This is a genomic window from Stenotrophomonas maltophilia, assembly GCF_023518235.1.
GTDB lineage: Bacteria > Pseudomonadota > Gammaproteobacteria > Xanthomonadales > Xanthomonadaceae > Stenotrophomonas.
Genome location: NZ_CP090423.1, coordinates 1,521,636 through 1,537,261, shown reverse-complemented (window position 1 = coordinate 1,537,261; position 15,626 = coordinate 1,521,636). Strand labels below are relative to the sequence as shown.

13 protein-coding genes are annotated in these 15,626 nt (G+C 66.8%); 4 read left to right on the top strand and 9 right to left on the bottom strand.

Annotation, left to right across the window (positions count from 1 at the left end):
• Positions 1-180 precede the first annotated feature (180 nt).
• Both LZ605_RS07110 and LZ605_RS07105 read right to left on the bottom strand, forming a co-directional pair.
• Entirely contained in the window at positions 181-642 is a 462-nt protein-coding gene (locus tag LZ605_RS07110; protein WP_249844275.1) for a c-type cytochrome, read from the bottom strand.
• A 9-nt stretch (positions 643-651) separates the two neighbouring features.
• Positions 652-1,041: a c-type cytochrome gene (locus tag LZ605_RS07105; RefSeq protein ID WP_249844274.1), complete on the bottom strand. Its 390-nt coding sequence runs from the start codon at positions 1,039-1,041 to the stop codon at positions 652-654.
• Between the two features lie 205 nt (positions 1,042-1,246).
• Between LZ605_RS07105 and LZ605_RS07100 the strand changes: the two genes are divergently transcribed.
• Genes LZ605_RS07100 through LZ605_RS07090 form a run of 3 tightly spaced genes read left to right on the top strand, consistent with a single transcriptional unit; the run spans position 1,247 to position 9,002 of the window.
• Positions 1,247-2,404: an efflux RND transporter periplasmic adaptor subunit gene (locus tag LZ605_RS07100; RefSeq protein ID WP_249844273.1), complete on the top strand. Its 1,158-nt coding sequence runs from the start codon at positions 1,247-1,249 to the stop codon at positions 2,402-2,404.
• 56 nt (positions 2,405-2,460) lie between these two features.
• On the top strand, positions 2,461-5,919 hold the full coding sequence (locus tag LZ605_RS07095; protein WP_249845005.1) for an efflux RND transporter permease subunit: 3,459 nt from the start codon (positions 2,461-2,463) through the stop codon (positions 5,917-5,919).
• Positions 5,916-9,002, top strand: a complete 3,087-nt coding sequence (locus LZ605_RS07090; protein WP_249844272.1) for an efflux RND transporter permease subunit — start codon at positions 5,916-5,918, stop codon at positions 9,000-9,002. Before LZ605_RS07095 ends, LZ605_RS07090 begins: the two co-directional genes overlap by 4 nt.
• An 85-nt stretch (positions 9,003-9,087) precedes the next feature.
• Here LZ605_RS07090 and LZ605_RS07085 read toward each other — a convergent pair whose 3' ends face one another.
• The 7 genes from LZ605_RS07085 to ykgO form a co-directional block, all read right to left on the bottom strand.
• Positions 9,088-9,933: a phytanoyl-CoA dioxygenase family protein gene (locus LZ605_RS07085; protein WP_249844271.1), complete on the bottom strand. Its 846-nt coding sequence runs from the start codon at positions 9,931-9,933 to the stop codon at positions 9,088-9,090.
• A gap of 88 nt (positions 9,934-10,021) precedes the next feature.
• Positions 10,022-11,242: a TraB/GumN family protein gene (locus tag LZ605_RS07080; protein ID WP_423172516.1), complete on the bottom strand. Its 1,221-nt coding sequence runs from the start codon at positions 11,240-11,242 to the stop codon at positions 10,022-10,024.
• A gap of 4 nt (positions 11,243-11,246) precedes the next feature.
• Positions 11,247-11,777, bottom strand: a complete 531-nt coding sequence (locus tag LZ605_RS07075; RefSeq protein WP_249844269.1) for a GNAT family N-acetyltransferase — start codon at positions 11,775-11,777, stop codon at positions 11,247-11,249.
• Positions 11,778-11,791: 14 nt separating this feature from the next.
• Complete coding sequence (locus tag LZ605_RS07070) at positions 11,792-12,679, bottom strand: carbon-nitrogen hydrolase (RefSeq protein WP_249844268.1); 888 nt, start codon at positions 12,677-12,679, stop codon at positions 11,792-11,794.
• 197 nt (positions 12,680-12,876) lie between these two features.
• The gene (locus LZ605_RS07065; RefSeq protein WP_249844267.1) at positions 12,877-13,914 is read right to left on the bottom strand and encodes an agmatine deiminase family protein; all 1,038 of its coding nucleotides are present in this window, start codon (positions 13,912-13,914) and stop codon (positions 12,877-12,879) included.
• Between the two features lie 39 nt (positions 13,915-13,953).
• The gene (locus LZ605_RS07060; protein WP_249844266.1) at positions 13,954-14,283 is read right to left on the bottom strand and encodes a hypothetical protein; all 330 of its coding nucleotides are present in this window, start codon (positions 14,281-14,283) and stop codon (positions 13,954-13,956) included.
• A 145-nt stretch (positions 14,284-14,428) separates the two neighbouring features.
• Positions 14,429-14,554 (bottom strand): type B 50S ribosomal protein L36, encoded by a 126-nt coding sequence (gene ykgO, locus LZ605_RS07055; RefSeq protein ID WP_005409283.1) that lies wholly within the window; start codon positions 14,552-14,554, stop codon positions 14,429-14,431.
• 197 nt (positions 14,555-14,751) lie between these two features.
• On the opposite strand from ykgO, the gene cmk reads away from it, so the two are divergent.
• Positions 14,752-15,429: a (d)CMP kinase gene (cmk, locus tag LZ605_RS07050; protein WP_249844265.1), complete on the top strand. Its 678-nt coding sequence runs from the start codon at positions 14,752-14,754 to the stop codon at positions 15,427-15,429.
• Positions 15,430-15,626: the final 197 nt, after the last annotated feature.

The following is a 15,626-nucleotide window of genomic DNA, read 5'->3' as shown; positions in this document are numbered from 1 at the left end:
CTCATCGTGACCTGGCCGGAGAGCAGCCAAGCGTAGGCTCGGCTCTACCGAGGTTGCCAGCAGGCGCGGTAGAGCCGAGCCCATGCTCGGCTGGTAGATCCACGCCATGCGTGGATATCCGGATCCGTGCGGACCAACGGTCCGCACCCACCCATCAACGGTCCGCACCCACCGGGGGCGTCATTTGACCCCGTGCAGATCCCGCAGCTGGCTCGGCCGGCTGCCGAAATACGCGGCCAGATCGGCGATGTCCTGATCACTCAGGTCCTTCGCCTGTGGCGTCATCAGCATGTGCTGGCGGTCACCGGCGCGGTAGGCCTGCAGGGCGTGCGCCAGGTAGTCACCGTACTGCCCACCCAGCTTGGGGTAGGTCGGGTCGATCGGCGCGTTGCCGTCGGCGCCGTGGCAATCGATGCAGCTCTGGTTGGTGGCCTTGCCCTTCACCTTGGCGCGGGCTTCGCCGGCGGCCTCGCGGCCGGCAGGCAGGCCGGCCGATGAAGAAGAGCCATGTTCGCCGCTGGCATGGCCCGGGTCGGCGGCGGATTTCTCGCTGTCTTCCACCTGCGACTGCGAACAGGCGGCCAGCAGCAGGGCAACGGACAGGGCGATGGCATGACGCATCGGATGCGCGGCTTTCGACATGGGCGGGCCTTACTTGACGGTGGACAGGTAAACAGAGAGATCGGCGATCTCCTGTTCGCTGAAACTCATCGACTGCGCCTGCATCGTCGGATGCCGGCGCTTGCCCTGGCGGTACTCGGTCAGGGCCTGGGCCAGGTACTGCTGGGTCTGGCCGCCGATCTTCGGCACCCGGTAACTGGGGTAGGCGTTCTTGTAGCCGGTGATGCCGTGGCACCCCTGGCAGGTGTAAGCCAGCACGCGGCCATTGTCGAAATTGCCGGTGGGGGCGGTGGCCGGTGGCGCAGCGGCGGGAGCCGCGGCCGGGGCCGGTGTGGCAGGAGCAGAAGCGGGCTGTGCGGCGGCCCCAAGGGGCAGGAGGACGGCCAGAGCGAGACAAGCGGCGAGCGGCTGCGGGCGCATGGTGTCGTTTCCGGGGATTCGGGTCTGGTCGTTCCGGCGTGGGGTACGGAACGACCCGAGTATAGCCTCAGGTTTCATCTAGCTGAAATGGGGTCGCGCCGACCAGCGGCGTGAAGACACCATGACCTTTGGGATATGGTGTTGCCGTGAAGTGGTGCATTACTTTGCTACCACACCTGCCCACGCATCCTCCAGGGATCTGACGATGTCGCACCCAACCTTCCTGTCCGGCCGCCGCAGCGGAATCTGCGCTGCCGCACTGCTGATCTCCACCTCCCTGCTGCTGGGCGGTTGCGCCGCAGGGCCCAATTCCGAAGCCAAGGCCGCCGAAAGCAAAGACGAGAAGAAGGTCGATGCGGTGCCGGTGGAAGTGGCCGTGGCCAGCCATCGCGCGGTTGCGGCCAGCTACACCGGTACCGCCGCACTGGAGCCGCGCGCCGAATCGCAGGTGGTCGCCAAGACCTCCGGCGTGGCGCTGGCGGTGCTGGTAGAGGAGGGCCAGCGGGTCAGCGCCGGCCAGCCGCTGGTGCGCCTGGACCCGGACCGCGCACGCCTGGCCGTGGCGCAGAGCGAGGCGCAGATGCGCAAGCTGGAAAACGACTATCAGCGTGCACAGAAACTGGTTGTGCAGCAGCTGGTCAGTGCGGCCAGCGTCGACCAGCTGCGCTACGACCTGGAAAACGTCCGCGCGCAGTACCGCCTGGCCACGCTGGAACTGTCCTACACCACGGTGGTGGCGCCGATTTCCGGCGTGATCGCGTCGCGTTCGATCAAGACCGGCAACTTCGTGCAGATCAACACGCCAATCTTCCGCATCGTCGACAACTCGCGGCTGGAAGCCACGCTCAACGTGCCCGAGCGCGAACTGGCCACCCTGCGCGCCGGCCAGCCGGTGACGCTGGCGGCCGACGCGCTGCCCGGGCAGAGCTTCACCGGCACCGTCGATCGCATCGCACCGGTGGTCGATTCGGGCAGCGGCACGTTTCGCGTGGTCAGCGCCTTCGACGGCGCTGCGCATGCGTTGCAGCCGGGCATGTTCGGGCGCATCCGCATTGATTACGACCAGCGCGCAGATGCCCTGGTGGTGCCACGCCTGGCACTGCTCGACGACGGCGAACCTGCCGTGTTCCGGGTGCGCGCAGGCAAGGTCGCACGCGTGGCGGTCAAGCTGGGTTACGCCGAAGGGCCGTGGGTGGAGATCCGTGAGGGCCTGGCGGCCGGTGATCAGGTGGTCACCGCCGGCAAGGTCGCGCTGCGCGATGGCACCACGGTGCAGGTGATCGCTGATCCGAAGGCGAAGACGGTGGCAGCGGCAGGTGCGCCGGCGGCCAAGCAGGCAGACAAGGCCGGGAGCACGGAATGACCACCCCGGGCCACGACCACGGTGCCTCGCCGGCGAGCGAGCGCGCCGCCTCCGGCATGCGCGGCGGCCTGGTGGAGTTCGCCACCCGCCGCCGCGTCACCATCGCCATGTGCACCGTCACGCTGCTGCTGTTCGGCTTGATTGCGCTGGGCAACCTCAAGGTCAATCTGCTGCCGGACCTGAGCTATCCGACGCTGACCGTGCGTACCGAATACACCGGTGCCGCACCAACCGAAATCGAAACCCTGATCAGCCAGCCGGTGGAAGAAGCGGTGGGCGTGGTCAAGAACCTGCGCAAGCTGAAGTCGGTCTCGCGTACCGGCCAGAGCGACGTGGTGCTGGAGTTTGCCTGGGGCACCAACATGGACCAGGCCAGCCTGGAGGTGCGCGACAAGATGGAGGCGCTGAACCTGCCGCTGGAGGCCAAGGCGCCGGTGCTGCTGCGCTTCAATCCGTCCACCGAGCCGATCATGCGCCTGGTGCTGTCGAACAAGACCGCGGCGGCCACCGACGCCGATGCGATCCGCGAGCTGACCGGCCTGCGCCGCTACGCCGATGAAGACCTGAAGAAGAAGCTCGAGCCGGTCACCGGCGTGGCTGCGGTCAAGGTCGGCGGCGGCCTGGAAGACGAAATCCAGGTCGACATCGACCAGCAGAAGCTGGCGCAGCTGAACCTGCCGATCGATACCATCATCAAGCGCCTGAAGGACGAGAACATCAACATCTCCGGCGGCCGCCTGGAGGAAGGTTCGCAGCGCTTCCTGGTACGCACCGTCAACCAGTTTGCCGACCTGGAGGAGATCCGCAACCTGCTGGTCACCACCCAGTCGTCCAACGGCAGTGCAGCCGATTCGGCCCTGCAGCAGATGTTCACCATTGCCGCGTCCACCGGTTCGGCCGCTGCGGTTGCCGCTGCGTCGGCGGCGCAGAGCGCGTCGTCCGGCAACTCCAGCGTGGTCGCCAACGGTGTGCCGGTGCGCCTGAAGGACGTGGCCAGCGTGCGCCAGGGCTACAAGGAACGCGAAGCGATCATCCGCCTGGGCGGCAAGGAATCGGTCGAGCTGGCCATCTACAAGGAAGGCGACGCCAACACGGTTGCCACCGCCGAGGCATTGCGCAAGCGGCTGGAGCAGATCAAGACCACCTTCCCCTCCGATGTCGAGCTGACCACCATCGAGGACCAGTCACGCTTCATCGAGCACGCCATCGCCGACGTCAAGAAGGATGCAGTGATCGGCGGCCTGCTGGCGATCCTGATCATCTTCCTGTTCCTGCGGGATGGCTGGAGCACGTTCGTGATCAGCCTGTCGCTGCCGGTCTCGATCATCGCCACGTTCTTCTTCATGGGCCAGCTCGGCCTGAGCTTGAACGTGATGTCGCTGGGCGGCCTGGCGCTGGCCACCGGCCTGGTGGTGGACGACTCGATCGTGGTGCTGGAAAGCATTGCCAAGGCCCGCGAGCGAGGGCTGGGGATTCTGCAGGCAGCCATTGCCGGCACCCGCGAGGTCAGCATGGCGGTGGTTGCCTCCACGTTGACCACCATCGCGGTGTTCCTGCCGCTGGTGTTCGTCGACGGCATCGCCGGCCAGCTGTTCCGCGACCAGGCACTGACCGTGGCGATCGCCATCGCGATCTCGCTGCTGGTGTCGATGACGCTGATCCCGATGCTGAGCTCGCTGAAAGGACAGCCGCCGCTGGCGTTCCCCGAGGAAGCGCCGAATGCAGCGTGGCAGCCGCAGAACCGCTGGCAGAAGCCGGTCGCGCTGGGCCGTCGTGGCGTGGTCGCGACCGCGCGCTGGGGGTTCTACGCGCTGGCCTGGCTGGTGGTGCGGCTGTGGCGCGGCGTGGTGGCGGTGATCGGCCCGGTAATGCGCAAGGCCAGCGACCTGGCGATGAAGCCCTATGCCGGCGCCGAGCGCGGTTACCTGCGCCTGCTGCCGAGCGCGCTGGCGCATCCGGGCAAGGTGCTGGGCGTGGCCACCGTGATCTTCGTGGCGACCATGGCGCTGGTGCCGATGCTCGGTGCCGACCTGATTCCGCAGCTGGCGCAGGATCGCTTCGAGATGACCGTGAAGCTGCCGGCCGGCACCCCGCTGAAGCAGACCGACGCGCTGGTGCGTGAGCTGCAGCTGGCGCATGGCAAGGGCGAAGGCGTGGCCTCGCTGTACGGTGTCAGCGGCAGTGGCACCCGCCTGGATGCCAGTCCGACCGAAAGCGGCGAGAACATCGGCAAGCTGACCGTGGTGATGGAAGGTGGCGGCAACCCGCGTACCGAGGCGGCGATCACCGAGCGCCTGCGCGACACCATGGCCCAGCATCCCGGTGCTCAGGTCGACTTCGCCCGGCCGGCACTGTTCAGCTTCTCTACGCCGCTGGAAATCGAACTGCGCGGGCAGGACATGGCCACCCTGGAAGTGGCCGGCCAGCGCCTGGCGGCGATGCTGCGTGGCAACGCGCACTACGCCGACGTCAAGTCGACGGTGGAAGAAGGCTTCCCGGAAATCCAGATCCGTTTCGATCAGGAGCGCGCCGGCGCGCTGGGCCTGACCACGCGCCAGATCGCCGATGTGGTGGTGAAGAAGGTGCGTGGCGATGTGGCCACCCGCTACAGCTTCCGTGACCGCAAGATCGACGTGCTGGTGCGGGCGCAGGAAGGCGACCGCGCCAGCGTGGAGAGCATCCGCCGGCTGATCGTCAATCCGGGCAGCAGCCGCCCGGTCACCCTGGACGCGGTGGCCGATGTGGTCGCCACCACCGGCCCCAGCGAGATCCATCGTGCAGACCAGACCCGCGTGGCGGTGGTGTCGGCCAACCTGCGCGACATCGATCTGGGCGCGGCCATGCGCGAAGTCCAGCAGATGGTGGCCGAGCAGCCGCTGGGCGCGGGCGTCGGCCTGCACATCGGCGGCCAGGGCGAGGAACTGGCGCAGGCCGCCAAGTCACTGATCTTCGCCTTCGGCCTGGCGATCTTCCTGGTCTACCTGGTGATGGCTTCGCAGTTCGAATCGCTGCTGCACCCGTTCGTGATCCTGTTCACCATCCCGCTGGCGCTGGTCGGTGCGATCCTGGCGCTGATGCTGACCGGCAAACCCATTTCGGTGGTGGTGTTCATCGGCCTGATCCTGCTGGTCGGCCTGGTCACCAAGAACGCGATCATCCTGATCGACAAGGTCAACCAGCTGCGCGAAGCCGGCGTGGCCAAGCATGAGGCGCTGGTGGAAGGTGCGCGCTCGCGCCTGCGGCCGATCATCATGACCACCCTGTGCACGCTGTTCGGCTTCCTGCCGCTGGCGGTGGCGATGGGCGAGGGCGCCGAAGTGCGCGCGCCGATGGCGATCACCGTGATCGGCGGCCTGCTGGTGTCGACCCTGCTGACCCTGCTGGTGATCCCGGTGGTGTACGACCTGATGGACCGCCGCGGCGATGCCTACTACCGCGAGCGCGGCCGCAAGCACGCCGGAGAGATCGAGCCGGGTGCGGCGGGCAGTGCGGCGGGCGCGGAGGAACCGGCATGAGTGTTGCCGAGTTCTCCATCCGTCGTCCGGTCACCACCATCATGTGTTTCGTGTCACTGGTGGTGATCGGCCTGATCGCCTCGTTCCGGCTGCCGCTGGAGGCGCTGCCGGACATTTCCGCGCCGTTCCTGTTCGTGCAGATTCCCTATACCGGTTCGACCCCGGAAGAAGTGGAGCGCACCATCATCCGACCGGTCGAGGAATCGCTGGCGACGATGACCGGCATCAAGCGCATGCGCTCGTCGGCCACCTCCGAGGCGGCGCTGATCTATATCGAGTTCAGCGACTGGGATCGCGATATCGCCATCGCCGCCTCCGATGCGCGCGAACGCATCGACGCAATCCGCAGCGACCTGCCTGACGACCTGCAGCGCTACAACGTGTTCAAGTGGTCCAGCAGCGACCAGCCGGTGCTGAAGGTGCGCCTGGCCAGCACCACCGACCTGACCACCGCCTATGACATGCTCGACCGCGAGTTCAAGCGCCGGATCGAGCGCATTCCCGGCGTGGCACGGGTCGACATCACTGGCGCGCCGCCGAACGAGGTGGAGATCGCCATCGATCCCAACCGCCTCAACGCGCACGGGCTGAGCATCAACGAGCTCAGCGAACGCCTGCGCACGCTGAACTTCTCGATCTCGGCCGGGCAGATCGACGACAACGGCCAGCGCGTGCGCGTGCAGCCGGTGGGCGAGATCACCGACCTGCAGGAGATGCGCGACCTGGTGATCAACGCCAAAGGGCTGCGCCTGGGCGACATCGCCGACGTGCGCCTGAAGCCGGCACGCATGAACTATGGGCGCCGCCTGGACGGCAACCCGGCCGTCGGCCTGGACATCTTCAAGGAGCGCAGCGCCAACCTGGTGGACGTCTCGCGCGCGGCGCTGGCCGAAGTCGAAGCGATCCGTGCGCAGCCGTCGATGCGCGACGTGCAGATCAAGGTCATCGACAACCAGGGCAAGGCAGTGACCTCCTCGCTGCTGGAACTGGCCGAGGCCGGCGCGGTCGGCCTGATCCTGTCGGTGACAGTGCTGTTCTTCTTCCTGCGCCACTGGCCATCGACGCTGATGGTGACCCTGGCCATTCCGATCTGCTTCACCATCACCCTGGGCTTCATGTACTTCGTCGGGGTGACGCTGAACATCCTGACCATGATGGGCCTGCTGCTTGCGGTGGGCATGCTGGTGGACAACGCCGTGGTGGTGGTGGAGAGCATCTACCAGGAACGCGAACGCATGCCGGATCAGCCGCGCCTGGCCTCGATCATCGGCACCCGCAATGTGGCCATCGCCCTCAGTGCGGGCACCCTGTGCCACTGCATCGTGTTCGTGCCTAACCTGTTCGGCGAGACCAACAACATCAGCATCTTCATGGCGCAGATCGCCATCACCATCTCAGTCTCGCTGCTGGCATCCTGGCTGGTGGCGGTCAGCCTGATTCCGATGCTGTCCGCACGCATGGCCACGCCCAAGCTGGTGCACTCGCAGACCGGCGTGATCGCACGGTTGCAGCGCCGCTATGCCCACCTGCTGGACTGGTCGCTGCGCCATCGTGGCTGGAGCCTTCTGGGCATCGTGCTGGTGGTGCTGGTCAGCCTGGTGCCGATGAAGCTGACCAAGGTCGATATGTTCGGCGGTGAGGGCGGCAAGGACATCTTCATCGGCTACATGTGGAAGGGCGCCTACACCTACCGGCAGATGTCGGAGGAAGTGGCGCGGGTGGAGAACTGGATCGATGCCAATCGCGAGCGCCTGCACGTCAAGCAGGTGTACTCCTGGTACAGCGAGCAGGAAGGCAGCTCGACCGTGGTCACCCTGGACGAGAAGTACGCCAAGGACATCAAGGCGCTGCAGGAGGAACTGCGCAAGGGCCTGCCGAAGTCGGCGCGTACCGACTACTTCGTCGGCAACCAGGGCGGTGACGGCGGCGGTGGCGGCAACCAGGGTGTGCAGGTGCAGCTGGTCGGCGACTCCAGCAGCATGCTGCAGGAGATCGGCCAGGAGGTGGTGCCGCTGCTGGCGCAGCGCACCGAGCTGCGCGATGTGCGCATCGACAACGGTGAAAAGGGCGGCGAGCTGAAGGTGCGCGTCGACCGCGAGCGTGCTGCGGCGTTCGGCTTCAACGCCGAACAGGTCGCCAGCTTCGTCGGCCTGGCCCTGCGCGGTGCACCAATGCGCGAGTTCCGCCGTGGTGACAACGAGGTGCCGGTGTGGGTGCGCTTCGCCGGTGCCGAGCAGAGCAGTCCGGAAGACCTGGCCGGCTTCAGCGTGCGCACCGGCGATGGCCGCAGCGTGCCGCTGCTGAGCCTGGTCACCGTGGACGTCGGCTCGTCGGCCACCCAGATCGGCCGCACCAACCGCCAGACCACGCTGACCATCAAGGCCAACCTGGCCGAGAAGATCACCGCGCCGGATGGCCGCAAGGCGATCGAGGCGGTGCTCAAGCCGATGAACTTCCCGGCCGGCTATGGCTACACCTTTGATGGCGGCGATTACGGCAACGACGACGAGGCCATGCAGCAGATGGTGTTCAACCTGCTGATCGCGCTGGTGATGATCTACGTGGTGATGGCCGCGGTGTTCGAGTCGCTGCTGTTCCCGGCAGCGATCATGAGCGGTGTGCTGTTCTCGATCTTCGGCGTGTTCTGGCTGTTCTGGATCACCGGCACCTCGTTCGGGATCATGTCCTTCATCGGCATCCTGGTGCTGATGGGCGTGGTGGTGAACAACGGCATCGTGATGATCGAGCACATCAACAACCTGCGGCGCAGCGGCATGGGCCGCACCCAGGCACTGGTGGAAGGCTCACGCGAACGCCTGCGCCCGATCATGATGACCATGGGCACGGCGATCCTGGCGATGGTGCCGATCTCGCTGACCAACACGCAGATGTTCGGCGATGGCCCGGAGTACGCACCGATGGCGCGCGCCATTGCCGGTGGCCTGGCGTTCTCCACCGTGGTCAGCCTGCTGTTCCTGCCGACCATCTATGCGGTGCTGGATGACCTGCGCAATGCCGTGACGCGGCTGATCCGCCGTGCGCGCGGCCTGGAGATGGTAGAGCCGGGCGCTGCCCGGCTGTAAGGATCGAGCCTGCTCGACTGACGGGAACGACAACGTGTTGTGGTGTGGGGGAGGCCGGTCGTAGTGGGGCGGCCTCCCCCTTTTTTCAGGCGCGCCGCAGGAACCAGGTACGCCGTGTGTATTCATGACCAAAATCGACCTGGCCGAAGCGGGCGATCTCGCGCTCGCCGCGCCGGTAGTAGCGCCAGGGGGCCTTGCTCTGTGCGGGCTTGGCGCCGTAGAACACGTCCATGTGCCCGACCGGCATCGATTTCGGAGTGACGTGCATGACCACGCTGCGACGGGTGCCGGCAGAAGGATGCGGCGCACCGCCATGGAACAGCTGCGGGTGCCACACGATCACATCGCCTGGCTGCACATGTACCGGCTGCGCCTGCAGCCCGGCCTCCTCGCATTGGCGCGCGACCGCATCCTGGTAAGCGGCCCAGCCTTCGCCGGACATCGGGCTGACCGGCCCATCACCGAACACCTGCTGGCGCAGCGCCTGGACGTCGATGGCGGGCAGCAGATGGCTGCCCGGCACCACACGCAACGGGCCGTTGCTGTCGTCCACCGTATCCAGCGCGGTCCAGACGCCCAGGTAGCGTTCGCCGGGCGAGGTGCAGAACACCGGTGTGTCACGGTGCAGCGGCTGTTCCGAGCCGCGTTCGTAGTAGAGGCTGGTGTAGAGCGTGGTGGGCTCGCCGAGGAAACGGTCGCAGACATCGATGGCTGCGTTGTCGGTCAGCAGGCCGCTGATCGCATCGACCACCAGATGCAGATTGACCACCCGGTACAAGCGCTGGTGCGCATCGAGATTGCGGCTGACCGCCTTCGGATTGCGCTGCTTGAAGCGATCGATGCGCTGGTTGATGTCCTGCACCAGGGCCGGTGCAATGGCCTGGCGGACCACCACGAAACCGTCGCGCATCAGCGCGTCATATGCATCCATTGCAGGCATCCATCAGGGGAAGGACCGCAGTATAGCGAGGGCGCCGCCGGGCTGAACCGGGCGGCGCCGTGGGTCGGCTGCAGCCGGCTCAGCCGGCGACCTTGCCCCACACGCGGCCGGCGGTCAGCCACAGGCCCAGCATGCTGCCCAGGTTGGTCAGCATGAAGGTCAGCACCACGCGCGTGACCCGGTTGCGGTACCAGCCCTTCAGGCTCTGCGCATCGTCACGCAGCTTGAGGAAGTCTTCGTAGGCCGGCTTGCGCAGGCGAGCTTCGACCAGCGCCGAGAACGCACCGGTGGGAATGCTCAGGCGGAACGGCTTGAACGGTGCCACCGCAATCGCGGTGAGGATGCTCAGCGGATGGCTGCCGGCCAGCAGGCAACCGAGGCCGGCCAGGCCGCCGGTGTACATCGCCCAGGTCGCCAGCAGTTCGGTGCCCACACCCAGCCCGCCGCGGTAGAAGCCGACCGCGATGCCGGTGATCACGATGGCCAGGATGCCCAGCGTGAACCAGGGAATGTTGCGCTTCTTCGGCACCGCTTCCAGCTCGGCGCGCAGCGGCGCCGGGGCGTCGGTGTCGGTTTCCAGGTAGCGCGCCAGCCCGGCCAGGTGGCCGGCACCGACCACGGCCAGCACTTCGCGCTGGTCCGGATCCTGCGCTTCGCGCAGGCGCGTGGCCATGTAGCGGTCGCGTTCGCCGATGATGGTTTCGTACAGCGCCGGGCTTTCACTGGCGAACTCACCAAAGCTCGACTCCAGCATGTCGCCCTGCTTGAGCTTCTCGATCTCGTTCTCGCCCACTTCTTCGGAGGAGAACAGGCCGGCGCCGAGCCCGGCCACCAGCTTCAGCTTGCCGAAGAAGCCCAGCCGCTGAGAGGCGCGGCGGAAGGTCAGGCCCACTTCGCGGTCGATCAGGTGCACCGGCAGGTTGCGCTCGCGGGCCAGTTCCACCGCGCGCTTGAGCTCGGCACCCGGCTCGATGCCCAGCTGCTCGGCCAGGCGGCGCTGGTAGGCCGACAATGCCAGGTTGGCGGCGAACAGGGCGACGCGGCCCTTGCGGATCACCTCGACCAGATCGAGTTTGGCCAACGTGTCCGGATCGCTCAGTGCCTGCAGGCGCTGCGGGTCCAGTTCCACCGCCACCGCATCGAAGCGGCCGCTGTCGATGGCCTTTTCCACGGCTTCCACGCTGGCGTGTGAGACGTGGGCGGTGCCCAGCAGGGTGTAGCGCACACCGTCGCGTTCAACGACGCGCACCGGCTGCCCGGCGAACAGGTCGTCGTTGGTTTCGGGAAGGTTTTCGGTCATGGGTTCATTCATTGGAAGGTGCGGTGTCGGCGCCATCGCCGAGCGCGCGCTGCATCTGCACGGTATCCAGCCAGCGGCCATGCTTGCGGCCCAGGCCCTGGAACACGCCCACCAGGTGGAAGCCGAAGCGTTCGTGCAGCTTGATGGAGGCGGTGTTGGTGGGCTCGCCGATCACCGCCACCATCTGCCGGTAGCCGCGTGCGGTGCAGGCGTCGATCAATGCCTGCAGCAGGGCCGTACCCACGCCCTTGCCCTGGAACGTGGCATCGACATAGACCGAGTTCTCCACGGTCCACTGGTAGGCGATGCGGGTGCGGTAGGTGTTGGCGTAGGCATAGCCGGCCACCTGGCCATCGATCTCGGCGACCAGGTAGGGGAAGCCACGGTCGATGATGTCGCGCATGCGGCGCAGCATCTCGGTCGCGTCCGGGATGTCGTACTCGTAGGTGTTGACGAAGTCGGTCACTTCCACCGCATAGATCGCGGTGATCGCGTCGATGTCGGCCGGGCCGGCATCACGGATGAGGACGGCCATGCGCGGGCTCCGGCTCAGTCGATGTAGCGCTTGAGCAGGTCGCCGTAGGCATCGATGCGGCGATCACGCAGGAACGGCCAGATCCGGCGCACGTGCTCGCTGCGCTGCAGGTCCACGTCGCACAGCAGCACGGTGGCATCGGTACCGGCTTCGGCCAGGAATTCGCCCTGCGGGCCGAGCACGTGGCTGTTGCCCCAGAACTGGATGCCCGACGCGCCCAGCGGCGAGGCTTCGTGGCCGACGCGGTTGCAGCTCAGCACCGGCAGACCGTTGGCCACCGCATGGCCACGGTGGCTCAGTACCCACGCGTCGCGCTGGCGGGTCTTCTCGTCCTGCACGTCGTCCGGGTCCCAGCCGATCGCGGTCGGGTAGAGCAGCAGTTCGGCACCGGCCAGCGCCATCAGGCGCGCCGCTTCCGGATACCACTGGTCCCAGCACACCAGCACGCCCAGACGGCCCACCGAAGTATCGATCGGCGTGAAGCCGATGTCGCCCGGGGTAAAGTAGAACTTCTCGTAGAAGCCCGGGTCATCGGGGATGTGCATCTTGCGGTACTTGCCGAGCAGGGTGCCGTCCTTTTCGAACACCACCGCGGTGTTGTGGTACAGGCCGGCGGCGCGGCGTTCGAACAGCGAGCCGACCAGCACCACGCCATGCTTCCTGGCCAGTGCGCCCAGGCGCTCGGTACTCGGGCCCGGAATCGGCTCGGCCAGGTCGAACTCGTCCACCGATTCGTGCTGGCAGAAGTACGGACCGTTGTGCAGTTCCTGCAACAGCACCAGCTTGGCACCCTGGGCAGCCGCCTCGGCCACGCGTGCTTCGATCACCGCCAGGTTGGCGGCGGCATCACCGTGGTTGCGCTCCTGGATCAGGGCGACGGTAAGGGGGCTGCGCGAGTTCATGCGGGGCGTTCCTGCGGGGGAAAACCAGCATGTTAGCGCGGATGACGGGCGCCAGCGTGTCGCGCGCTGAATGGGCCCGCTGCGTGCGCCTTGCGAACGGCCGTCGGGCAAGCTCGACTCTGCCAGGGAGGGGCCGGGCGCGGGGCCCGGCGATGTTGCATTCAAGGCGGTGCCGGGCGGAGCCCGGCGCCAGGCCCTCAGGCCTTCAACAGCCCTGCCGGCAGCTGCATGGTGATGCAGTGCAGGCTGCCGTTCTGCCAGATCAGCGAGCGGCAAGGCACCTGCACGATCTCGCGGCCCGGGTGGGCCTTCGCCAGCACGTCGCGGGCCAGGTCATCGGCCGGGTCGCCATAGGCCGGCATCAGCACCGCGCCGTTGACGATCAGGTAATTGGCGTACGACGCGGCCAGGCGGCGGCCTTCGTCGATCACCGGCTGCGCCCACGGCAGCGGGAACAGGCGGTACGGCTTGCCGTCCCTGGTGCGCAGCGCGGCCAGCTCGTTGCCCATCGCCTGCAGTTCGGCGTAGTGCGAATCGCTCTGGTCGTCGCAGGCCTGGTAGACGATGCTGTCGGGCGAGGCGAAGCGGGCCAGGGTGTCGATGTGGGCGTCGGTGTCGTCGCCTTCCAGGTAACCGTGGTCCAGCCACAGCACGCGGTCCTGCTGCAGCCAGTCGGCCAGGTCGGCGCTCAGGCTGGCGCGGTCGCGGTCCGGGTGGCGCTCGTGCAGGCACTTCCAGGTGGTCAGCAGGGTGCCTTCGCCGTCGGTCTCGATGCCGCCGCCTTCCAGTGCGAACGGGATGCTGCGCACCGGCGCGTCGTTGAACACGCCGGCCTGGTCGAGCACGCCCACCAGCTGGTCATCCAGGGTGGCCTCGAACTTGCCGCCCCAGCCGGTGAAGCGGAAGTCCAGCAGCTGGAAACCGCCGTCGGCGCGGCGCAGGGTGATCGGGCCCGAATCGCGCAGCCAGGTATCGTCGTAGGCGGCCGTGGTGAAGTGCACCTTGTCCATGTCGATGCGGTTGGAGCGCAGCCGCATTTCGGCATAGGTCTCCACATCGTCGTCGGCCACGCAGATCAGCACCGGCTGGAAGCGGGTGATGGCCGCAACCAGGGCGATGTAGGTCTCTTCCACCTGGCCCAGGCGGTCGGCCCAGTCGGTGTCGGCGGTGGGCCAGGCAATCAGGACGCCGCTCTGGGCTTCCCATTCGGCAGGAAAACGAAGGGTCTGGTTCATGGTCTCGCTACACAGGCCCGCCCAGGGCGGGTAAGGGGATCAACGGATCGGCGGCTTCGGGCCGATTTCGTTCGGGTCCGCCTGGTTGGCCACCACGTCGATCACCTTCTGCTTCTCGAAGTAGACGGTGAACTGCGGGTACACCCAGCGGTTGATGGTCGGCCATTGCCGCTTCTGCCCGCCGCGCGGCTGCAGCTGTTCGCTCGGCGCGCCGAACTGTGCCTGCACCTGCTGCATGCTCTGGCCGCGCACGGGCAGGGCACCGGCCGGCTTTTCGCGGGCGCGGTCGACAAGCAGGGTATCGGCCAGCGCCGGCGTGGCGGTGGCCAGGGTGGCCAGGACGGCCAATGCAGACAGGTAACGCTTCATCTCGATCTACTCCCCAGTGGTCAAGAAAGGCGATTACAGCAAAAACGGCAGGAAAAAGCCGCATAAACAAAAAACCGCCCGAAGGCGGTTTCTTGCATCGGGTCGGCCCCGCGCAGGGCCAGCCGCAGCCGGAAGGCTGTGAGGCTTAGCGCTGACGCGCCTTGAAACGCGGGTTCGACTTGCAGATGACGAAGATCTTGCCACGACGACGCACGACCTTGCAGTCACGGTGACGGGCCTTCGCCGACTTCAGGGAGGACAGGACTTTCATGGCATACCTCGGCGTAAACAGTAGTTGTTCGGGTGGAGCGTGGCCGCGATATGCGAAAGACAATCGGCAGTTGACGCTCGTTCAAGCCCGCCATTCTACCGGGCTTTTCCTCGTGGTTTCAAGTGGTTGCACAAAAGATCCCGCTGGGGGCGTCTGGCAGGGGCTAGAATGACCCCTTCACACGCTCTGGGACCCCCATGAATCCACTCGCTCCCGTCCTGACCATCGACGGCCCATCCGGGGCCGGCAAGGGTACCATCAGCCGCATCGTCGCGCGCCGGATGGGCTGGCATTACCTGGATTCGGGCGCGCTGTACCGGGCGGTGGGCGTGGCCGCCAGCTGGGCCGACATCGATACCTCCGACGCCTCGGCGCTGGTCCGCTGCACCTTCGACACCCACGTTCAGTTTGTCGAGCAGGGCGAGGCCATGCGGGTCATGGTCAACGGCTCCGATGCCACCGACGAACTGCGCCTGGAGACCACCGGCGCCCTGGCCTCGGCCATTGCCGCCATTCCGGAGGTCCGGGCCGCCCTGAAAGAGCGCCAGCGCGTATTCAGGGAGATGCCGGGCCTGGTCGCCGACGGCCGTGACATGGGTACGGTGATCTTCCCGGACGCCCCCTACAAGGTGTTCCTGACCGCCAGTGCCGAGGAGCGCGCCGAGCGCCGGCATAAGCAGTTGAAAGACAAGGGGGTTTCTGTTAACTTTGATGACCTCCTGCGCGAGATCATGGCCCGCGACGCCCGTGATGCTCAGCGTACCGTGGCGCCCCTGAAGCCGGCAGACGATGCTGTCCTCATCGACACCACAGGCATCGGCATCGCAGATGTCGTTGCCAGAGTGATGGATCTGCTTCCGGTTCCGGCTGCCTGATCCGTTCGCGCAGGAGCACTGCCAGCAACACCGGTGGTGGTCGCGCACTGCAGTGCTGTACAAGCTCCGTCGCGCAATGATGCGTGGCGGTTTTCCTACTACACACGACCTGCGTTTCCGGGGTCGACCAACAGGCGGGCGGTCGCCATTCCCCTGAAGGGGACGCCACCGACCCATGTGTCCAACAGAGTAAATCT